Origin of the sequence: Kitasatospora sp. NPDC028055, from assembly GCF_040637885.1 — a bacterium.
In the GTDB taxonomy this organism is placed as follows: Bacteria; Actinomycetota; Actinomycetes; order Streptomycetales; family Streptomycetaceae; genus Kitasatospora.
In genome coordinates, this window is the sequence record NZ_JBEZXE010000015.1 from 78,493 (window position 1) to 98,376 (window position 19,884).

Annotated in this window: 16 protein-coding genes; 8 read left to right on the forward strand and 8 right to left on the reverse strand. The window is 74.4% G+C overall.

The genetic code is table 11. The features are described 5' to 3' along the window. Positions 1 to 62 precede the first annotated feature (62 nt). From treZ to glgX, 3 genes are all read right to left on the reverse strand, one after another. Positions 63 to 1,802, reverse strand: coding sequence for a malto-oligosyltrehalose trehalohydrolase (treZ, locus tag AB0F71_RS17895; protein ID WP_360234689.1), 1,740 nt, complete (start codon positions 1,800 to 1,802; stop codon positions 63 to 65). Beyond that, complete coding sequence (locus AB0F71_RS17900) at positions 1,799 to 4,282, reverse strand: malto-oligosyltrehalose synthase (protein WP_360234692.1); 2,484 nt, start codon at positions 4,280 to 4,282, stop codon at positions 1,799 to 1,801. The genes treZ and AB0F71_RS17900 overlap by 4 nt, the downstream gene beginning before the upstream one ends. A gap of 94 nt (positions 4,283 to 4,376) precedes the next feature. Then, complete coding sequence (glgX, locus tag AB0F71_RS17905; protein WP_360234695.1) at positions 4,377 to 6,524, reverse strand: glycogen debranching protein GlgX; 2,148 nt, start codon at positions 6,522 to 6,524, stop codon at positions 4,377 to 4,379. A 511-nt stretch (positions 6,525 to 7,035) separates the two neighbouring features. On the opposite strand from glgX, the gene AB0F71_RS17910 reads away from it, so the two are divergent. From AB0F71_RS17910 to AB0F71_RS17925, 4 genes are all read left to right on the forward strand, one after another. Further along, entirely contained in the window at positions 7,036 to 8,214 is a 1,179-nt protein-coding gene (locus AB0F71_RS17910; protein ID WP_360234903.1) for an SAV2148 family HEPN domain-containing protein, read from the forward strand. Positions 8,215 to 8,287: 73 nt separating this feature from the next. Next, positions 8,288 to 8,743 (forward strand): GNAT family N-acetyltransferase, encoded by a 456-nt coding sequence (locus AB0F71_RS17915; protein WP_360234698.1) that lies wholly within the window; start codon positions 8,288 to 8,290, stop codon positions 8,741 to 8,743. Between the two features lie 127 nt (positions 8,744 to 8,870). Beyond that, positions 8,871 to 9,629 (forward strand): ABC transporter ATP-binding protein, encoded by a 759-nt coding sequence (locus AB0F71_RS17920; protein ID WP_360234701.1) that lies wholly within the window; start codon positions 8,871 to 8,873, stop codon positions 9,627 to 9,629. Then, positions 9,626 to 11,572 (forward strand): FtsX-like permease family protein, encoded by a 1,947-nt coding sequence (locus tag AB0F71_RS17925; RefSeq protein WP_360234704.1) that lies wholly within the window; start codon positions 9,626 to 9,628, stop codon positions 11,570 to 11,572. The genes AB0F71_RS17920 and AB0F71_RS17925 overlap by 4 nt, the downstream gene beginning before the upstream one ends. A gap of 82 nt (positions 11,573 to 11,654) precedes the next feature. On the opposite strand, the gene AB0F71_RS17930 is transcribed toward AB0F71_RS17925, so the two are convergent. Further along, on the reverse strand, positions 11,655 to 12,077 hold the full coding sequence (locus AB0F71_RS17930) for a type II toxin-antitoxin system VapC family toxin (RefSeq protein ID WP_360234707.1): 423 nt from the start codon (positions 12,075 to 12,077) through the stop codon (positions 11,655 to 11,657). Further along, the gene (locus AB0F71_RS17935; protein ID WP_360234710.1) at positions 12,074 to 12,349 is read right to left on the reverse strand and encodes a hypothetical protein; all 276 of its coding nucleotides are present in this window, start codon (positions 12,347 to 12,349) and stop codon (positions 12,074 to 12,076) included. The genes AB0F71_RS17930 and AB0F71_RS17935 overlap by 4 nt, the downstream gene beginning before the upstream one ends. A 135-nt stretch (positions 12,350 to 12,484) precedes the next feature. On the opposite strand from AB0F71_RS17935, the gene AB0F71_RS17940 reads away from it, so the two are divergent. Further along, positions 12,485 to 13,195, forward strand: a complete 711-nt coding sequence (locus AB0F71_RS17940) for an exonuclease domain-containing protein (protein WP_360234713.1) — start codon at positions 12,485 to 12,487, stop codon at positions 13,193 to 13,195. Further along, on the forward strand, positions 13,192 to 13,719 hold the full coding sequence (locus AB0F71_RS17945) for a GNAT family N-acetyltransferase (RefSeq protein ID WP_360234716.1): 528 nt from the start codon (positions 13,192 to 13,194) through the stop codon (positions 13,717 to 13,719). The genes AB0F71_RS17940 and AB0F71_RS17945 overlap by 4 nt, the downstream gene beginning before the upstream one ends. 15 nt (positions 13,720 to 13,734) lie before the next feature. Here AB0F71_RS17945 and AB0F71_RS17950 read toward each other — a convergent pair whose 3' ends face one another. The 3 genes from AB0F71_RS17950 to AB0F71_RS17960 all read right to left on the reverse strand — a co-directional run bounded on the left by AB0F71_RS17950 (position 13,735) and on the right by AB0F71_RS17960 (position 16,677). Next, positions 13,735 to 14,541: a DUF1963 domain-containing protein gene (locus AB0F71_RS17950; RefSeq protein WP_360234719.1), complete on the reverse strand. Its 807-nt coding sequence runs from the start codon at positions 14,539 to 14,541 to the stop codon at positions 13,735 to 13,737. A 43-nt stretch (positions 14,542 to 14,584) separates the two neighbouring features. After that, positions 14,585 to 15,613, reverse strand: a complete 1,029-nt coding sequence (locus AB0F71_RS17955) for a polysaccharide deacetylase family protein (RefSeq protein ID WP_360234722.1) — start codon at positions 15,611 to 15,613, stop codon at positions 14,585 to 14,587. Between the two features lie 170 nt (positions 15,614 to 15,783). Continuing rightward, positions 15,784 to 16,677 (reverse strand): aminoglycoside phosphotransferase family protein, encoded by an 894-nt coding sequence (locus tag AB0F71_RS17960; RefSeq protein ID WP_360234725.1) that lies wholly within the window; start codon positions 16,675 to 16,677, stop codon positions 15,784 to 15,786. Positions 16,678 to 17,153: 476 nt separating this feature from the next. Between AB0F71_RS17960 and AB0F71_RS17965 the strand changes: the two genes are divergently transcribed. Beyond that, positions 17,154 to 19,358, forward strand: a complete 2,205-nt coding sequence (locus AB0F71_RS17965) for an MMPL family transporter (protein ID WP_360234728.1) — start codon at positions 17,154 to 17,156, stop codon at positions 19,356 to 19,358. A gap of 305 nt (positions 19,359 to 19,663) precedes the next feature. Next, entirely contained in the window at positions 19,664 to 19,870 is a 207-nt protein-coding gene (locus tag AB0F71_RS17970; RefSeq protein WP_360234731.1) for a cold-shock protein, read from the forward strand. The last annotated feature ends 14 nt before the right edge of the window (positions 19,871 to 19,884 follow it).

A 19,884-nucleotide genomic window follows, 5' to 3' on the forward strand; every position in this document is an offset into this window, starting at 1 on the left:
CGCATGGCGAAGCCTCGGGCCGCGCACGCGGCGGAACCTCAGGCCACGCACACGGTGCGGCCTCAGCCCACCCGCACGACCGCCACCGAGTCCGCCGCCAGCCGTACCGTCTCCCCCTCCAGCGCCACCGCGCCGAAGGCCGCCACCACCTCCCGCCCGGCGCCGCCCAGCGGCAGCAGGGCCCCGTCCGGGCCAAGGTTGACCGCGATCCGGTACGGCCCCCGATGCAGCACCAGCCAGCCCGCCGCCTCGTCGTGCTCGACCCGCACCGCGCCGAGGTCCGGGTCGGCCAGCTCCGGCCGGGCGCGCCGCAGCCCGATCAACGTCCGGTGCCAGTCGAGGAGTTCGGCGTGTGGGGCGCGCCGGGGCTCGGTCCAGTCGAGCACCGAGCGGAGTACGGTGGCCGGCTCCTGCGGGTCCGGGACGGCCTCGGCGGCCCAGCCGTGCTCGGCGAACTCCCGCCGCCGGCCCTGCCGGACGGCCTCCGCCAGGGCCGGGTCGGTGTGGTCGGTGAAGTACTGCCAGGGGGTGGCGGCGGCCCACTCCTCGCCCATGAACAGCATCGGGGTGAACGGCGAGGTGAGCACCAGCGCGGCGCCGCAGGCCAGTCGGCCGGGGGTGAGCGAGGTGGAGATCCGGTCGCCGAGCGCCCGGTTGCCGACCTGGTCGTGGGTCTGGAGGTAGCCGAGCAGCCGGTGGCCCGCCGCACCGGCCCCGAACGGGCGGCCGTGGCTGCGCCCCCGGAAGGAGGACCAGGTGCCGTCGTGGAAGAAGCCGTGGCGCAGCACCTTGGCCAGGGCGGTGAGCGGCGCGGTCGCGAAGTCCGCGTAGTAGCCCTGGGATTCGCCGGTCAGTGCGCAGTGCAGGGCGTGGTGGAAGTCGTCGTTCCACTGAGCCGTGAGGCCCTGGCCGCCGGCCTCGCGGGCGGCGGTGGTGCGCGGGGTGTTGAGGTCGGATTCGGCGATCAGGAACAGCGGGCGGTTCGACGAGGTCGCCAACCTCTCGACCTCACACGAGAGTTCCTCCAGGAAGTGGACGGCCCGGTCGTCCACGAGGGCGTGCACGGCGTCCAGCCGCAGGCCGTCGATCCGGTAGTCGCGCAGCCAGGCGAGCGCGCTGCCGACCAGGTAGGCGCGTACCTCGTCCGAGCCGGGCGCGTCCAGGTTGACCGCCGAGCCCCAGGGGGTGTGGTGCCGGTCGGTGAAGTACGGGCCGTACGCGGGGAGGTGGTTGCCGGACGGGCCGAGGTGGTTGTGCACCACGTCGAGCACCACTCCGAGGCCCTTGCGGTGTGCGGCGTCCACGAAGCGCTTGAGCCCCTCCGGGCCGCCGTAGGGCTCGTGCACGGCCCAGGGCGAGACGCCGTCGTAGCCCCAGCCGTGCTTGCCGGGGAACGGGCAGACCGGCATCAGTTCGACGAAGTCCACGCCCAACTCGACCAGGTGGTCCAGGTGTTCGGCGGCCGCGTCGAAGGTGCCGCGGGCGGTGAAGGTGCCGACGTGCAGCTCGTAGAGCACCGCGCCGGGCAGGGCCCGGCCGCGCCAGCCGGTGTCCGACCAGCGGAAGGCGGCGTGGTCGACCGCCCGGCTGGGGCCGTCGGGGCCGTAGGGCTGGCGGGGCGAGCGTGGGTCGGGCAGCGGCGGGCCGCCGTCGAGCCGGAAGGCGTAGTCGCCCGCCGGGGCCTCGCCGCTCCACCAGCCGTCCCGGTCCGGGCAGCGCGCCAACTCGTAGGCGCTGCCGCCGACTTCCACGTCCACCCGGCGCGTCGCGTTCGGCGCCCAGACCTCGTAGCGCGAGCTCATCGGCCCCTCCTGGTCAGCAGCGCCACCGGGTACGTCGCCAGCAGTTCCGCCACCGGCACCGGACCGGCGGGGAAGTCGCGCAACGACAGCTGGTCGGTCCACGGCCCGCCGGGCGGCAGCTCCAGCACGGCGTCGCGCCAGCCGCCCGCCCGCTCCAGCCCGTACGGGAGCCGGGTGACGGCGGTGACCACGTCCTCGCCGCGGGCGAAGGCGAGCAGGTGGTCGGGGGCGGCCAGCGGCCGGTAGGCGCCGAGCGGGCCGGAGCGGCGCAGGTGCAGCGCGGTGGCGGTCAGGTGGAGCTTCTCCCGGGCGAGGTCGCCGGGGCGCGGGGTGGCCGCATCGGTGAGCCGTACGGCGAGCGCGCCGAGGTCCACCACACCCCGGTTGTCCGGGTCGACCAGGGTGTACAGCGGCTCCTCGCTGCCCTGGAAGAGGTCCGGCACACCGGGGACGGTCAGGTGCAGCAGGGCGGCGGCCAGGGTGTTGGCGCGGGCGTAGGGGGCGAGCGCCCGCACCCGGCCCTCGATCCGGGTGAGCAGCGCGGCGTTGCCGTGGACGGCGCGGGCCCGCTGCTCCAGGGCCTGCTCGTACCCGGTGTCGGGGCTGGTCCAGGAGGTGTGCAGCTTGGCCTCGCGGACGGCCTTGAGCAGGGCGGCGACCAGCCGGTCCGGGGTGATCGGCCAGGCGGCCACCAGGGTGTGCCAGAGCAGCCAGTCGGCGTCCCGGTCGAGCCCGGGGGCGGCGGGCCCGGCGGCGGACCAGGCGGCGACGTCGGCGGCCCAGGCCTGCGGCTGCTCGGCGAGGACGGCGAGGCGGGCCCGGGCGTCGGCGCTGCGCTTGGTGTCGTGGGTGGAGAGCGCCGTCATGCTGTGCGGCCAGCTGCGCTCCAGGTACCGGCACCAGTCGTGGAAGGCGGCCGGGGACAGCCCGGGCCGGGCGGGGTCGCCGCCGACCTCGTTGAGGCCGGGCAGCGCGTTCCAGCGGTAGAAGGCGGTGTCCTCGACGCCCTTGGCGGCCACGGCGGCGGCGGTCTGGGCGAAGCGCACGCAGAACTCGTCCTTGTCCGCGCTGCGGCCCAGCCGGCCGAGGGCGAGGGCGGCGACCAGGCGCTCGGTCGGGTCGGCGGCGTCGTCCACCGGCAGCCCGGGGTCGTCGGCGGGCTCGCCGGGCCGGGCGTACGGCCGGTACACCGGGTAGTGGGTGAGCAGCCGGCGCAGCGCCGCGCGCAGCTGCCAGGGCGCGTGGTCGGCGTGCGCGGGTTCGGCGGCGCCGATCCGCAGGGCGATCCGGACCAGCCGCTCGACCTCGGCGGTCAGCTCGCCGCCGGGCCCGGTCATCTCGGCCCGGCCGCGCAGGGCGGCGGCGACGGCGGGGTGCGGGTCCGGGCCGGGCCCGTGGACGGGCCCCTCGTCCAGGGCTGCCTCGCCGCCCGGGCCCGCCCCGCCGTGCAGGAAGGCCTCGTACGCCTCGGCCAGCCGGCGGGCGCCCGCCGGGTCGGTGAGCACGCCGTCGATGCGGCGCAGCGCGTCGTAGCCGGTGGTGCCGGCCACCGGCCAGTCCGCGGGCAGCCGCTCCTCCCCGGTGAGGATCTTCTCGACCACGACGTAGGCGCCGCCGGTGGCGTCGGCCAGGCGGCGCAGGTAGCCGCGCGGGTCGGCGAGCCCGTCGGGGTGGTCGATCCGGAAGCCGTCCAGGACGCCGTCGGCGTGCAGCCGCAGCAGCACGGCGTGGGTGGCGGCGAAGACCTCCGGGTCCTCGGCCCGGACGGCGATCAGCTCGTTGACAGTGAAGAAGCGCCGGTAGTTGAGCTCGGTGCGGGCCAGCCGCCACCAGGCGAGCCGGTACCACTGCCGGGCCAGCAGTTCCGGGAGCGGGAGCCGTTCGGTGCCGGGGCGCAGCGGCAGCTCGTGCCGGTGGTAGCGCAGCACCTCGCCGTCGACCACCAGCTGGTCGAGGACGGTGCCGATCCGGTCGCCGAGCAGCGGCAGCAGGACCCGGCCGCGCTCCGGGGCGTCGGCGGGGCCGGGCTGGGCGGTCCAGTCGATGTCGAACCAGCGGGCGTACGGCGAGTCGGGCCCGTCCCGGAGCACCTGCCGGAGCGGCTCGTTGAGCCGCTCGGGGACGGGCACGGCCATGTGGTTGGGCACCACGTCGGCGAGCAGCCGCAGGCCGTGCCGGTGGGCCTCGGCGGCCAGGGCGCGCAGCGCGCTCTCGCCGCCGAGCTGTTCGCTGATCCGGGTGTGGTCGACGGTGTCGTAGCCGTGGGTGGAGCCCGGGGTGGCCTCCAGCAGCGGGGAGAGGTGCAGGTGGGAGACGCCGAGGGCGGCCAGGTAGGGGACGGCGGCGGTGGCGTCGTGCAGGGTGAAGCCGGGCTGGAGCTGGAGGCGGTACGAGGCGCTGGGGACAGCGGTGGGAGGGGTGGCGGCGGTCGGAGGGGTAGCGGCCGGGCGGGGCTGCGCGGGCTCGGCGGCGGAGGTCATAGCTCCATAGGTACCCGGCCGGGCCCGCCGCCAAGACCCGGTGCTGACCCGAACAGGTGAGCGCAAGATCCCCATGGGATCCCCGGCACCCGGGTCAGGCCGGCCGCTGGAGCACCATCAGCGAGCGGTCGGTGAGCCACAGGGCGTCGCCGGCCTTGACCCGGGCCCCAGCCCCGGGGGCGGGCAGCCGGGGCTGCGCGGTGTCGACCACGATCTGCCACTCCTGCCCGTGGTCGGCGGGGACGGTGAACTCCAGCGGCTCGAAGTGGGCGTTGAACATCAGCAGGAAGGAGTCGTCGACGATCCGCCCGCCGCGCCGGTCCGGTTCGGAGATGGCGTAGCCGTTGAGGAAGACAGTCAGCGACTTGGCGTAGCTGGCGCCCCAGTTGCGCTTGGTCATCTCCTCCCCGGCGGGGGTGAACCAGGCGATGTCGGTGAGGTCGTCGTAGCCGTCCGGGGCGGGGGCGACGGCGCCGTGCCGCCCGGAGACCGGCCGCCCGTGGAAGAACCGGCGCCGCCGGAACACCGGGTGGTCGCGGCGCAGCCAGATCATCCCCTGGGTGAACTCCAGCAGCCGGGCGGCCGGGCCGTCGCCCTCGGGCCAGTGCACCCAGGCGAGTTCGTTGTCCTGGCAGTAGGCGTTGTTGTTGCCCTGCTGGGTGCGGCCGAGCTCGTCGCCGTGGGAGAGCATCGGCACGCCCTGGGAGAGCATCAGGGTGGCGATGAAGTTGCGCTGCTGGCGCGCTCGCAGCTCCTCGACGGCCGGGTCGGCGGTGGGGCCCTCGGTGCCGCAGTTCCAGGAGCGGTTGAAGGACTCGCCGTCCCGGTTGTCCTCGCCGTTGGCCTCGTTGTGCTTGTCGTTGTAGGAGACCAGGTCGCGCAGGGTGAAGCCGTCGTGGCAGGTGACGAAGTTGATGGAGGCGATCGGGCGGCGGCCGTCGTCCTGGTAGAGGTCGGAGGAGCCGGTGAGCCGGGAGCCGAACTCGGCCAGGGTGGCGTTCTCGCCGCGCCACAGGTCGCGCACGGTGTCCCGGTACATGCCGTTCCACTCCGTCCACAGCGGCGGGAAGTTGCCGACCTGGTAGCCGCCCTCGCCGAGGTCCCAGGGCTCGGCGATCAGCTTGGCCTGGGAGACCACCGGGTCCTGCTGCACCAGGTCGAAGAACGAGGACAGCCGGTCGACCTCGTGGAACTGCCGGGCCAGGGTGGCGGCGAGGTCGAAGCGGAAGCCGTCCACGTGCATCTCGGTGACCCAGTAGCGCAGCGAGTCCATGATCAGCTGGAGCACGTGCGGGCTGCGCATCAGCAGGCTGTTGCCGGTGCCGGTGGTGTCCTCGTAGAAGCGCTGGTCCTGGGCGAGGCGGTAGTAGGAGACGTTGTCCAGGCCGCGCAGCGACAGCGTCGGCCCGAGGTGGTTGCCCTCGGCGGTGTGGTTGTAGACGACGTCCAGGATCACCTCGATCCCGGCCGAGTGCAGCGCCTTGACCATCGACTTGAACTCCTGCACCTGCTGGCCGCGGTCGCCGGTGGAGGAGTAGGAGGAGTGCGGGGCGAAGAAGCCGATGGTGTTGTAGCCCCAGTAGTTGGCCAGCCCGAGGTCGCGCAGCCGGTGGTCGCGGACGAACTGGTGCACGGGCATCAGCTCGATCGCGGTGACGCCCAGCTTGGCCAGGTGCTCGATCACCGCCGGGTGGGCCAGGGCCGCGTAGCTGCCGCGGATCTCCTCGGGGATGCCGGGGTGCAGCTTGGTGAGGCCCTTGACGTGGGCCTCGTAGATGACGGTGCGGTGGTAGTCGGTGCGCGGCGGGTGGTCGGTGCCCCAGTCGAAGTACGGATTGATGACCACCGAGTGCATGGTGTGCGGGGCGGAGTCGAGGTCGTTGCGGCGCTCGGGTGCGCCGAAGTGGTAGCCGTACACGGACTCGTCCCAGTCGATGTGTCCGCTCATCGCCTTGGCGTACGGGTCCAGGAGCAGTTTGGCGCTGTTGTGCCGCTGGCCCAGGCCCGGGTTGTACGGGCCGTGCACCCGGAAGCCGTAGCGCTGGCCGGGCTGGACGCCCGGGAGGTAGGCGTGCCGGACGAAGGCGTCCGTCTCGCGCAGTTCGACGGCGGTCTCCGAGCCGTCCTCGTCGATCAGGCACAGCTCGATCCGGTCGGCACTCTCCGAGAACACCGCGAAGTTGGTGCCGACCCCGTCGTAGGTGGCGCCGAGGGGGTAGGGCTTACCGGGCCAGACCTGCATGAGTCCTCAACTTCCTTGTGACATACGGAAACTGATGTGTAGTCCGACAGGTGGTCCGGCCGGGCGGCCGGCCCGGACGCTCTCTTCCCGGCCGGGCGGCCGGGCATGTGCGGTCCTGACCGAGCCGTGACGCACGGCACAGCCCGCACACTCCCCGAGATACTCCCCGAGCCCTTCCCCGGTGGCCGGGAGGTACCGCCGGGGTTAGTCCGAACGGGTGTCCGGCGAGCATTCGTGTGAAGACTGTTGCCACCGGTGCGGGAGATGCGCCGGAGAGCCCCTGGCCGATCCGGCTGCGGACGGCTCGCGGTGGGCAGTACCCTTGATCGTCCGGCCGCTCCGGCCGACCGGTGATTGTCAACGGCCCGTCAACGGCCCTCGCGCCCGCGGGGGTCAGCCGCAGATGAGGTGGCGCATGGTGTTCCCTGCTGGCGGCCGCGGCTCCGGGTCCGACGGCCCCGACCGGGGCGGCGCCCGCAGCGAGGCGCCCACGGTGGTCATGCGCCCCACCATGACCGGCCGCGCCCTCGTGCCCGCCCAGAGCGGCCCGGTCGAGGTCCCCGCGCTCGCCTGGTCGGCCGCCGAGTGGGAGGACTCCTACCAGCGGGTCCGGCTCTCCGGGCGCGCCTACGTCTGGCTCAACCTGGTCGAACAGCGGCTGCGCTCCCTGGTCGACGAGGTGCTGCACCCCATCTACGCCCCCGCCCACGGCGAGGACTGGGTCACCGCCGCGGCCGGCCCGGCCGGCGAGGAGTGGGCCCACCGGGCCGGCGCCGTGCGCGAGGTCAGCCGCCGCAAGGGCTACCTCCTCGACCCGGCCGACGACGACCCGCTGGTCTTCCTCACCCTGCCCCAGCTGCGCGAGCTGATGGTCCAGCACTGGCCCTGCTTCGAGCCCTACCTCGCCGACCGGCGCGAGATCGAACTCGCCCTGGACGAACTGGAAGTGGCCCGGCACGTGGTCTCCCGCAACCGGGTGCTCACCCAGACCGTGCTGGCCCAGACCGAGCGCGCCGCCGCCCGGCTGCTCGCCGTCCTCGACGGCGGCGCGGGCGGGGTGCCCGCCGACGTGGTGGAGTCCCTGGTCGCCGGACGCTACGCCGACGTGGTCGCCGTGCACGCCGACCGGGTCCGGCTGCAGCGCGACCTCCCGGTCGAGGACCTGCTCGACGGCGCCCGGCGGCTGGACGCGCTCGGCATCGGCCTCGGCATGCTCTGCCAGAACTACACCGGCAAGCGCCTGGTCCGCCTGGCCGGCGAGGGCTGCCGGGTGCGGCTGCTGTTCCTCAACCCGGCGAGCAGCGCGGTGCGCCGCCGCGAACGCGAACTCGGCCTGTCCCGGGGCGAGTTGTCCCGCGCCATTGAGATGAACATCATGCACGTGCGGCGGGTCCGGGCCCGGCTGCGGGACCAGGGCGGCTTCGAGATCAGGGTCTTCGACGAGACCCCGCGCTTCACCGCCTACCTGGTCGAGGGCCCCCGCCCCACCGGCCCGGTGGCCGGCCGCCGGGCCGGCCGCGACCTCGGCGTCATCCAGCCCTACCTGCGCCGCTCGCGCGGCATGGAGTCCCCGGCGCTGATCCTGCGCGGCGGCGCCGGCCAGCAGCCGGGCGGGACCGAGCCGGGGCTGCTGGAGGTCTACCGCGAGGAGTTCGAGGGGGTCTGGGCGGACGCCCGGAACGTCTCCTGAGGGAGCGGCCCGCGGCCCGCATCGTGAGACAACCGCTGGTGGAGGCGGTGCGCGCGCTGGAACACTGCGGTGCGTGAACAGCCTCCCCGCCTGGACCCTGGAACCCGCCGGGCCCAAGGACCTCGACCCGATCAGCGACCTCAAGGACCAGGTCATGCGCGCCGACCTGGAACGCCTCGGCCGCTGGGACCCGGAGCGCTCCCGCCGCCGGGTCCGGCACTCCTTCTCCACCCGGTACACCTCGGTCCTCCTGGTCGACGGCGCCTTCGGCGGCTCCGTCACCGTCCGCCCCGACGAACGCGGCGGGCGCCGGCTGGAGATGTTCTACCTGGCCCCCCACCTCCAGGGCCGCGGCCTCGGCAGCGCCGTGCTGCGCCACCTGCTCGCCGACGCCGACGCGGCCGGTGAGCCCGTGCACCTGACCGTCCTGCGGGGCAGCGCCGCCCAGCGGCTCTACGAACGGCACGGCTTCGAGGTCGTCGACGAGGACCCGATCGACGTCACCATGCACCGGGAGCCGGCCCGCTGACCCCCGACGGAGCCGAGGCCCGCCGGCCGACCGGGGCCCGTCGGCCGACCGGGGCCCTTCACGTGCAGTAACGATTCACCCATCACCCCTGGTCGGGACAGGTGCGCCCGTGGTAGGTGTAAGCCCCGTGAAGATCACGGGGGATGACGGGGCCGTACTGCGCCTCGAAGACGTACACCGCACCTACGGCACCGGCCCGGAGGCCGTACGGGCACTCAGAGGGGTGGACGTCGGCTTCGGCCGCGGCACCTTCACCGCCGTCATGGGGCCCTCCGGCTCCGGCAAGAGCACCCTGCTGCAGTGCGGCGCCGGGCTCGACCGCCCCGACCGCGGCCGGGTCGTGCTGGACGGCACCGACCTCGCCGGGCTGACCGAGACCCAGCTGACCGTGCTGCGCCGACAGCAACTCGGCTTCGTCTTCCAGGCGTTCAACCTGGTCGGCTCGCTCACCGCCGAACAGAACGTCGGCCTGCCGCTGCGCCTGGCCGGGCGCCGCCCCGACCGCGCCGAGGTCCACCGGGCGCTCGCCCAGGTCGGCCTCGGCGAGCGGGCCGGCCACCTGCCCTCCCAGCTCTCCGGCGGCCAGCAGCAGCGCGTCGCCATCGCCCGCGCCCTGATCACCAGGCCCCGGATGCTGTTCGCCGACGAGCCCACCGGCGCCCTCGACAGCTCCAGCAGCCGCGACGTCCTCGCCCTGCTGCGCGACCTGGTCGACCGCGAGGGCCAGAGCACCGTCATGGTCACCCACGACCCCGTCGCCGCCGCCCACGCCGACCGGGTGCTCTTCCTCGCCGACGGCCGGATCGTCGACGACCTGCCCCGCCCGACCGCCCAGCAGGTCGCCGAGCGGATGACCGCCCTGGAGACGGCGGGGACGGCGGCATGACCTCGCTCGGGACCCTGCTGCCCGTCGCCGCCGCGAGCCTGCGCCGCCGCAAGGCCGCCTTCGCCGGCTCCTACGTCGCCCTCACCCTCGGCGTCACCCTGGTCGCCACCACCGGCAGCCTGCTCAACGAGACCGCCGGGGACGACTCCCCGCTCGGCGCGCCCTCGCTGCACAAGGTGCTCCAGTTCACCTCCGCGATGGCCGCCTTCGTCGCCGTCTTCGTGGTCGCCGGCACCTTCGCCTTCGCCGTCGCCCAGCGCCGCCAGGAGATCGCGATGCTGCGCGCCGTCGGCGCCACGCCCCGCCAGATCGTCCAGCTGATCACCGGCGAGGCCGCCGTCGTCGCCCTCGTCTCCGCCGTCAGCGGCTGCCTGCTCGCGCTGCCCGGCGCGCCCGCCCTCGCCTCCTGGCTGGTCGCCCGCGGCGCCGCCCCCGAGGGCTTCACCGCCCGGCCCGCCGTCGGACCGATGCTGCTGGCCGCCGCCGTCGGCCTGGCGGTCGCGCTGCTCGGCGCCGTCACCGCCGCCGTCCGCGCCGGGCGGGTGCGCGCCGTCGAGGCGCTCGGCGACGCCGCCGTCGACCGCAGGGTGATGACCGGGCCGCGCTGGGCCTTCGCCGTCCTCGGGCTGCTCGGCCTGGTCGGCGGCGTCGCCTACTACCTGTCCGCGGCCACCCTGCCGCCCGCCCCCGGCGACCAGCCGGACGACCCGCAGCTCGCCTCCCAGTGGGTGATGGGCGCCGACCTGGCCACCATCACCACCCTCGCCCTGTTCGCGCCCGTCGTCGTCCCGCTGCTGGTCCGGCTGCTCAGCGCCCCGCTCGCCCGGCTCACCGCCGCCGCCCCGCTGCTCGCCCGGCAGAACGCGCTCACCGCGGTGCGCCGCACCGTCTCCACCGCCACCCCGGCCTTCCTCACCATCGCGCTCGCCGGCACCATGGTCGGCTCCACCGCGGCCTTCGCCGAGGCCATGACCGCCCAGGGCCGGGCCACCGCCGCCGCCCGCTACGTGCTGCGCCCCGGCGCCGCCCCGCTGCCCGCCGACGCCGCCCACCGGCTCACCGCCGGCCGGCCCGACCTGCACGCCACCGCCACCACCTCCACCGTGGTCACCGGCCTCGGCGCCGACCGGCCCGCCTTCGACGACCACGGCGAGGACTCGCCCGCCAGCGCACCCTCCGCCGCCACCGTCGTCGACGGCGACCTCGCCACCGCCTGGACCCTGCCCGCCGTCGACGGCACCGCCGCCGACCTGCACGGCGCCACCCTCGCCGCCTCCACCGACCAGGCCCGCGGCCACGGCTGGAAGGTCGGCGACCAGGTCAACCTGCGCCTCGCCGACGGCACCGTCACCGGCCTGCGGCTCGCCCTCGTCTACCGCACCCAGCTCGGCCTGGACGAGGTCCTGCTCAGCGGCGACGCCGTCACCGGCCACCTGAACGGCGCCCGCCCCGGCGCCGTCCACCTCAGCGCCGAACCCGCCGACCGGCTCGGCGGCGTCCTCACCGACGCCCGCGACCCCGGCCCCGACCCGAACGCCCACTACGCCTGGATCGCCACCACCACCATCCTCGGTCCCGCCCTGCTCTACGCGCTGATCGCCATCGTCAACACCATGGTGATGAGCGCCGCCGACCGCCGCCGCGACTTCACCGTGCTGCGGCTGGCCGGGACGCTGCGCCGCCAGGTGCTGCAGATGGTCGCCCTGGAGGCCGCCCTGGTGGTGGCCACCGCCGCCGTCCTCGCCCTCGCCGCCACCGCGCTCACCCAGTACGGCACCACGGCCCTGCTCAACCACCGCATCCTGGCCGGGCAGGCGAGCGTCGCACTCCGGCTGCCCTGGCTGCCGCTGGCCGGCGGCGCGGCGCTCTGCCTGGTGCTCGCCGTGGCCTCCGGCGTGCTGTCCGGCCGGCTCACGCTGAGCGGACGGACGGCGGCCCGGTAGGCCTCACACCGGTCTACGGCCGGCGGAAGACCGGACTGCCCCGCCCGCATCCAGCGGCCGGGGCAGTCCGCATGAAGAACGCTCAGTACTCCCACGGATTCAGCACAGCCGCACCGGTGCGCGCCAAGTGCTTGACGTTGCGGCTGACAAGCGTCCATCCGTTCGCGAGGGCCGTGGCCGCGATCAGCGCGTCGGGCGGATCGATGCCGGCCCCGAGGCTCTTGAGCCGACGGTGGACGGCGAGGTAGGCGGAGGACTCCCGCTCGCCGATCACGGCGATCCGCCCCTGGTACTCAGCCCGGAGACCGTCGAGGACCCGATCGAGAACGGCCCGCCGCAGCGGATCAGGGGCTGCCGCCACGCCGGCCTCGATCTCCGCGATGGTGATGACACTGAGAAAGTGCTCGGTGGCCGGGACGGATCGGGCCCACTCGATGACCGCGGGAGCCGGCTTCGGTCGCGTCGTGAGCTCGGCGACCACGTTCGTGTCCAGCAGGTAGGTCACTCGGGGGCTTCCTCGTCGTCGTAGGAGCGAGCGCCGAACTCCAGGCCCTCGAGGGGCGTCGTCAGGAGGAAGTCCAGGAAGCCGTCGGTTCCCAGCGTTGCCCAGCGGTGCAGCATGGCGGGCAGCGCGTCGATGTCGGTATCGGCGAGCTCAGCGTCGAAGTGTTCGACCTGGTCCTCCGGCAGCGATCCGCGAATCTCTCTGATGGTCCGCAGCGGGTGGGACTCGTCGGGCCCGTGAGGGGGCACGGGCAGGTTCGGGGCGGTGCTCATGGTCGGCTCCTCCGTTCGGGTCCGGGGAACAGCGTAGGGCGACCGGGCCCTTGATCGGCTCCCCTGCCGGTCGGGTTGTCGGTGGGGCGGGTGATGATAGGGGCTGTTTCGCCGGAGGACGGAAGGACACACCTGATGAGCTGGTGGCAGCAGCCACTGGTCGGCTTCGACCTGGAGACCACGGGCACCGAACCGGCCGTGGACCGCATCGTCACGGCCGCGCTCGTGGACACCGTCGGCGCCGTCCGGGTGGAGGCCGCCAACTGGCTGCTCGATCCCGGGGTGCCGATCCCCGCCGAGGCCGAGGCCATCCACGGCATCGGCGACGCCCTGGCGCGCAGCAGGGGGCAGCAGGCCAAGGAGGCGGTCGAGGAGATAGCCGCGGCGCTCTGCGCGCGGATCGCGGACGGACGGCCGGTGGTCGCCTTCAACGCGCCCTTCGACCTCTCGCTGCTCGACGCCGAGCTGCGCCGCTACGGCCTGCCCGTGCTCGCCGAGCGCCTCGGCGCCCCGGTCGGCCCGGTGCTGGACGCGCTGGTCATCGACCGGGCCGTCGACAAGTACCGCAAGGGCTCGCGCACCCTGCAGCGGGTGTGCGAGGTGTACGGGGTGGAGCTGACGGACGCCCACGAGGCGGGCAGCGACGCGCTGGCCGCCGTCCGGGTCGCCGTCGCCCTGGCCGGGCGCTACCCGGTCGAGGTGGGGGAGGTTGCCCCGGCCGAACTGCACCGGCGCCAGATCGACTGGTACCGGGACTGGGCCGAGGGCCTCCAGGCCTGGCTGCGCCGCGGCAAGGACCCGCACGCGGTGGTGGACCCGCGCTGGCCGTCCAGGCCCTCCGGATGACCGGCCCGGCCGACCCCGCACGCCGGGGCCAGCCCGCCCAGCCCGCCCAGCCCGCCCACTTCGTGCGCGCGGCGGGCCCGGCGGACCTGCCCGGCTTCCTCGCCCTCGCCGCCGAGGTCGAGCACTGGTTCGGCCCGATGGTGGCCGAGCCCGGCTTCCACCGCGCGGTGGAGAAGTCGATGGCCCGGGGCACCGCGACCGTCGCCGAGTCCACCGGGGGACTGCTCGGCGGCCTGCTGTTCGGCCCCGCGCAGGACGGGCCGCACCACCTGCACTGGCTGGTGGTGGCCGGCCGCGCCCGGGGCACCGGCGTCGGCCGGGCGCTGGTCGAGGACGCGCTGCGCCGCCACCACGTCCGCGCCCCGGCCGTCGTCGAGGTGGTCACCTTCGGCCCGGACCACCCCGGGGCGGTGGCCGGCGGCGCCCGGGTGTTCTACGAGCGGCTGGGCTTCACCCCGGCCGAGGCCGCGGCCCCCGGACCGGAGGGCGGCTCCCGGCAGGTCTACCGGCTGCACCTCGGCTGAGGCCCCGCCGCGGCCTCAGCCCTGGATGTCCAGCCCCACCGGGTGGGCCGGGTCCACCGGGCAGACGAACACGTGCAGTTCGCCGTGCCGGCCCAGGGACAGGTCCGGGTCCTCGCCGCTCTCCACCGTGAGCAGGAGCCTCATCCGGGCCCCGCAGTGGCAGTCGATCGGGATCAGGTCGGTGCAGTGCCAGGAGGGCCAGCCGCCCAGCTTCCAGCCGTCCGCCCGGCCGAGGTCCCGCTCGTACTCCAGGCCCTGCTGCTCGGCGAACTCCGCGACGGCGCGGACGAGTTCCTCGGGCAGTTCGTCCCGGTCGGGCAGGTCGAGGAGGTGTTCGGGGCGCACCGCGCAGGGGCGCGGCAGGTACTCCGGCGCGCTGAGGCGGGGCGGCGGGGGAGTGGCCGGGGCGAGGTCGGCGGCGCGCTGCCAGTGGAGTTCGACGGCGGGGCCGTAGTAGTAGCGCTCGCCCTGGATGTCGTCGTGGTCGTTGGGGCACCAGAGCACCTGGAGCAGGTCGGTGCCGGGCGGCCGGGGCAGGTGCGGGGCGTCCTCGGCGCGGATCCGGGCGAGCGGGACCAACGCCGTCGCGGCGGTGGGCGGTTCGGGCGCCCTGCGGGGGAGGACGTCCTCCTCCTCGGGATGGCGCGCGGTGCAGTGCGGCCAGGGCTCGCCGGGCGGCCACTCGGCCGGGCCGCCGATCCGGCTCGCCGCGGGGTCGGCGGGGGCGCCGCCGGGGACGGCGTACGGGTGCAGCAGGGTGGCGGGCCGCAGGTGGCGGGCCAGCCCGGGGACGGCGGCGAGGAGGGCGGCGGTGTCGGTCACGGCCGCCCGCCCTACGGGCCGCGGCCCAAAGGCCCCACGGGCCCTACGCGGCGGGGAAGTCGAAGGTGTACCCCTGGGCGACCAGCCAGGGCAGCAGCTGCTTGAGCGCGGCCACGGTCTGGCTGCGGTCGCCGCCGCCGTCGTGCATCAGGATCACGCCGCCGGGCTTGAGCTGGCTCTGCACGGTGGAGACGATCGCGGCCACGCCCGGGCGGGACCAGTCGCGGGGGTCGACGGACCAGCCGAGCGAGTCCATCCCGAGCCCGGCGGCGATGTGCTCGTTGTCGGCGGTGAAGCCGCCGCCCGGCGCACGGAACCAGCTGACCCGGGTGCCCGGCCCGCCGGCCTTGACGATCATGTCGCGGGCGGCGGAGATCTCGTACACCGCCTTGTCGTGCGGGAGCTTCTCGAACGGCTGGGGGTGGTGGACGCTGTGGTCGCAGAGCCGGTGCCCCTCGGCCAGCACCCGCTTGACCAGGGCCGGGTTGGCGGCGGCGTTCTGGCCGATCTCGCAGAAGGTGGCCTTGACGTGGTACTGGGCGAGCAGGTCGAGGATCTGGCCGGTGGCCGGGCCGGGGCCGTCGTCGAAGGTGAGGGCGACGGTGCGGCCGCCGGAGGCGGTGGAGCCGATCACCTTGGTGGCCTGACCGGGTTGCGCGGGCGGTGCGGCGGGGGTGCCGGCGGGGGTGGTGCCGACGGGCGTGCCGGTGGCCGGGGCGTGGCCGGGGGTGGCCGCGGCGGTCGGGGTGCGCGGCTCGGCACCGGCCGGCGGAGCGGCCCGGCCGGGGCCGGCGGCGTCGGAGCCGGGGGTGGGGGCGATGGTGGCGGCCGCGGTGCCGGTCGGCTGCTGCGCGGTGGCGCCCGGAGTGGTGGCGCCCGGGGTGGTTGCGCCCGGAGCGGAGGCGCCCGGGGTGGAGGCGGTCGCGGTGGGCTGCAGCGCCCCGCTGGCGGTGCCGCACGCGGACAGTCCCAGCACGGCGGCCACGGCGACGCAGCCCGCGACGAGCCGTCGGCGGCCGGCGGCGGTGCGGGAGTCGGGGAGGGGGCTGCGACGGGTGGGGGTCCGGTGCATGGCGGCGGCTCCTGCGGGCGGGAAGGGGGCCGATCCCTCGGTCAGGATGACTGTGCGATAGGACGCCGATCGTACGTGTCCCGGTTGCGCGCCGGACCGTTCCGCCCTAAGAGTCTTCTCACACTCGCCCGGTTCGACGTCCGCCGCTCCCAGGAGGTAGCCGCCCGCCGTCAGAACGGGTACCAGCGCACCCCGGTGGCCCCCTCCCGGAGCGAGTCGACCCGGCGCCGGAACTCCGCGAGGGCCGCCGGGTTCCCGGCCGCCTGCTGGGCGACCCAGGAGGCGCTGGCGGTCTCCCGGGCCCCGCGCAGCACCGCGAAGCCGGACCAGTCGCGCACGTCCCGGCCGTAGGCCCCGGTGAACTCCAGGTAGTCCTCCTCCGGCACCCCGTAGCGGTCGTGGGCGAGCGCCAGGACCACCAGGTCGTGCTCGCGCAGGTCCCGGGAGAAGGTCTCCAGGTCGAGCAGCACCGGCCCGTCCGGTCCGACGTGGACGTTGCGCGGCAGCGCGTCGCCGTGGATCACCCCGGGCGCGAGCTCCGGCACCAGGCCGGGCAGGGCGGCCGCGAAGGCGTCCCGGCGCTCGCGCAGGAAGGCGACGTCCGCCGGGTCGACCTGTCCCTCGGCGGAGGCCAGCCAGCGCTCCACCGGCGCCAGCAGGTCGCGCCCGTCGAGCGGGAAGGGCGGCAGCGGCAGTGCGTGCAGGGCGCGCAGCAGCGGGGCGAGGTCGGCCGGGCGGGCCGGCCGGACGGCGGGGGCGAGCCGGTGCCAGAAGGTGACCGGGTGCCCGTCGGCCCGGTGCGGCCCGGCCTCGACCCGCTCGTACGGGCGGACCACCGGGACGCCCTGCCCGGCCAGCCAGTGCGCGACGGCCAGTTCGCGCCGGGCCCGGTCGTACAGTCCGGGGCCGCGGCCGACCTTGGCGACCACGGCCGGGTCGCCGAGGTCGAAGACGGCGTTCTCGCCGAGCGCGAGCAGCCGCGCGCCGTCGGGGGCGGGCAGTCCGGCGGCGGCGCAGGCCCCGGCGAGCAGCAGCCGGGCGCGGGCCTCGTCGAAGGGGATCATGGCTGGGCTCCGTTCCGCCGGTGTTCATCCGGGGGATCCCGGACGGTGATCATCATGACGCACGGAGCGGCCCGCCCCGCGGCCCCGGGCGAACGGGCCCCCGGGCGGGCGGCCCCCGGAGCGGGCCGCGCGGGCGTGGTGGGGGTTTTCCCTGGTTCCCTACCCCTAGGCCTCCTCCTCCGAGGTAGGGGGCGAACTCCACCCTGAGGGGGAGAAGGCTCCACCCGGAGCACGAGGCCAACGGCGCTGCGACCGGGAGAGACTGGGGCGGGGCCGGTTCGGGGCGGCCCCACAACGGGGGTTGGACCACGGGGGCTCCTTGCCGCACGGCGAGCACGTACTCGTAGGCTGACGCCCAGACCTACTTACCTGCCGACCGGCTAGTAGACGCCAAAGCGCGTCCGGCCCGGTCCTGCCGTCGCCCAGCGTCCCGTCCCCCAAGGGCTGCGGTGAACCATGCCCAGGAGGCATCGAGCATGTTCCACCGACTAGGACAATTCGCCGTACGCCGCGCGTGGTGGGTGATCGCCGCGTGGCTCGTCGCCATGGTCGCGATCTTCATATCCTCGCCCAAGGTGACCTCCCAGACGGACGAGGCGTCGTTCCTGCCCAAGCACTACGAGTCCATCCAGGCCGCCGAGGTGCAGGCCAAGGCCTTCCCGGCCGCCTTCACCCCGGACGCCCTCATCCTCTTCGAGCGCAACGACGGCGCCGCGCTCACCGACGCCGACACCAAGGCCATGGGCAAGCTGACCCAGGACCTGGCGGGCAAGAAGATCGACGGCGTCGAGGCGGTCAACCCGCCGGCCGAGAAGGTCGGCTACTCCGAGGACCGCAAGTACGCGATGGGCACCATCGCCATCGCCAAGGGCAAGCAGCAGGACCCGAAGGCGATCGCGGCCGTCGCCAAGGCGGTGCGCAACGACGGCAAGGACCTGGCGGGCCCCACCGGCCTCAAGTTCCAGCTCGGCGGCTCCGCCGCCCAGGCCCTGGACCAGCAGGAGTCCTCCAGCGACACCGAGGGCCTCATCACGATGGCCACCCTGGTGCTGGTCATCGTCATCGTCGGCATCATCTTCCGCAGCGTCCTGGCCGGCCTGCTGCCCATCCTGGTCTCGCTGATCATCGCCCTGCCGACCTCCATGGGTCTGATCAACTACGCCACCAAGGCCTTCGACCTCAAGAGCACCGACATCCTCACGCCGATCCTGATCGTCGTCGTGCTCGGTGTCGGCACCGACTACTTCCTCTTCCTCGCCTTCCGCTACCGCGAGCGGCTGCGGGCCGGTGAGGACCGCAAGGCCGCCGTCGTCAACGCCGTCGGCCGGGTCGGCGAGGCGATCGCCTCCGCCGCCGGCGCCGTCACCATCGCCTTCGCCGCGCTGATCCTCTCCAGCCTCGGCATGTTCCAGGCCCTCGGCCCGGCGCTGGCCATCGCGGTCGTCGTCACCGCCCTCGCCTCCGTCACCCTGGCCCCGGCCCTGCTCGCCGTCATCCCCGCCCGGGCCGTCTTCTGGCCCGGCAAGAAGTGGATGCGGGAGCCCAGTGACGCGCGCTTCACCGCGCTCGGCCGGGCCGTCGAGAAGCGCCCGGCGCTCACCGCCCTCGCCTCCGGCGGCGTCCTGGTCGCCCTGACCCTCGGCGCCCTGGGCTACAACGGCCTCTTCGACATGACCAGCGGCTCCATGCCCAAGGAGAAGGAGTCGATGGTCGTCCAGGACAAGATGTCCACCGCCTTCTCCAAGGGCGCCGCCTCCCCCAGCCAGGTCTTCCTGAGCAGCACCGACGGCAGGAAGCTCGACCCGGCCTCCTTCCAGGCCTACGCGGACAAGCTGCACGTCGCCGGTGTCGCCCAGGTGTTCCCGCCCACCCCCACCACCGCCACGAGCCAGAACAAGACCATCAGCGACGACGGCACCACGGCCCAGTTCACCGTGATGCTCAAGGACGAGCCCGCCAGCAACGAGGCCATCGCCACCGTCACCGAACTGCGCGCCGTCGCCCACGCCCAGGCCCCGGCCGGCACCGAGGCCAAGGTCGGCGGCCTCAGCTCGGTGTTCAAGGACATCAACCTGGCGATGACCCACGACTACAAGCTGGTCTTCCCGATCGCCGGGCTGCTCATCCTGCTCATCCTGGCGCTCCAGCTGCGCAGCGTGGTCGCCCCCTGGTACCTGATGGTCTCGGTCGGCCTCGGCTTCGGCGCCACCCTCGGCGCCGCCACGCTGCTCTTCCAGAAGATCGGCCACGAGACCGGCCTGATGTTCATGATGCCGATCCTGATCTACCTCTTCGTGGTGGCGATCGGGACCGACTACAACATCCTGATCATCGCCCGCCTGCGCGAGGAGGCCCGCGCGGGCCGCTCCCCGCGCGAGGCGGCCCGTGAGGCGCTGCGCCACGCCGGTCCGACCGTCGCGGCGGCGGGCTTCATCCTGGCGGCCTCGTTCGGGACCTTCATGCTCGCGGGCAACACCTTCATGATGGAGTTCGGCTTCGCGATGGCCTTCGGCATCGTGCTGGCGGCCTTCGTGATGGCGATGTTCTTCACCCCGGCGCTCACCGCGCTGATCGGCAACAAGGCCTGGTGGCCCGGCCACGGCGGTGACGCCCGTCCGGGTGCGGGCCACGCCCCGCTGGTCGGCAGCACCATGCCGCCGGAGCCGGTCGGCCGGCACTGACCCGAGGGCCCGGCGACGGGCCGGACGGCGGACGGCGCCCCGCTCCGGCGGGGCGCCGTCCCCTGTTTCCAGGGGGGCCAAACGTGATCTGTCGAGCAGAAAAGTCCCCGGTCAATCGGGGTGCGGCCGTGCTACAGTCGAGGCAGTTGCAGTTTTGGTTCCCATGAACGTGTGTGTGCGCCTGCTGGTACCAACCAACAGGCGCATTTGTTTTGTCCGGTGTTTCAGTCTCCGGATGGGGATCGCGGCTACTTGGGGATTCACGAGGTGTGAATCCCTGATGCCCCAAGTATGAGGAGACGGTTATGGCTACCGGCACCGTGAAGTGGTTCAACAGCGAAAAGGGCTTCGGCTTCATCGAGCAGGACGGCGGCGGCCCGGACGTCTTCGCCCACTACTCGAACATCCAGGCCCAGGGCTTCCGTGAGCTCGTCGAGGGTCAGCGCGTCGAGTTCGACGTCACCCAGGGCCAGAAGGGCCCGCAGGGCGAGAACATCCAGGTCATCGCCTGACGCCAGCCTCTGTG

Bases quoted from the DNA above. Each gene is read 5' to 3' on its own strand.
- glgX (WP_360234695.1), bottom strand. From the start codon at position 6,524: ATGCAGGTCTGGCCCGGTAAGCCCTACCCCCTCGGCGCCACCTACGAC.
- AB0F71_RS17900 (WP_360234692.1), bottom strand. From the start codon at position 4,282: ATGACCTCCGCCGCCGAGCCCGCGCAGCCCCGCCCGGCCGCTACCCCT.
- AB0F71_RS17940 (WP_360234713.1), top strand. From the start codon at position 12,485: ATGAGCTGGTGGCAGCAGCCACTGGTCGGCTTCGACCTGGAGACCACG.
- AB0F71_RS17970 (WP_360234731.1), top strand. From the start codon at position 19,664: ATGGCTACCGGCACCGTGAAGTGGTTCAACAGCGAAAAGGGCTTCGGC.
- AB0F71_RS17910 (WP_360234903.1), top strand. From the start codon at position 7,036: ATGACCGGCCGCGCCCTCGTGCCCGCCCAGAGCGGCCCGGTCGAGGTC.
- AB0F71_RS17925 (WP_360234704.1), top strand. From the start codon at position 9,626: ATGACCTCGCTCGGGACCCTGCTGCCCGTCGCCGCCGCGAGCCTGCGC.
- AB0F71_RS17960 (WP_360234725.1), bottom strand. From the start codon at position 16,677: ATGATCCCCTTCGACGAGGCCCGCGCCCGGCTGCTGCTCGCCGGGGCC.
- AB0F71_RS17945 (WP_360234716.1), top strand. From the start codon at position 13,192: ATGACCGGCCCGGCCGACCCCGCACGCCGGGGCCAGCCCGCCCAGCCC.
- AB0F71_RS17955 (WP_360234722.1), bottom strand. From the start codon at position 15,613: ATGCACCGGACCCCCACCCGTCGCAGCCCCCTCCCCGACTCCCGCACC.
- treZ (WP_360234689.1), bottom strand. From the start codon at position 1,802: ATGAGCTCGCGCTACGAGGTCTGGGCGCCGAACGCGACGCGCCGGGTG.
- AB0F71_RS17935 (WP_360234710.1), bottom strand. From the start codon at position 12,349: ATGAGCACCGCCCCGAACCTGCCCGTGCCCCCTCACGGGCCCGACGAG.
- AB0F71_RS17965 (WP_360234728.1), top strand. From the start codon at position 17,154: ATGTTCCACCGACTAGGACAATTCGCCGTACGCCGCGCGTGGTGGGTG.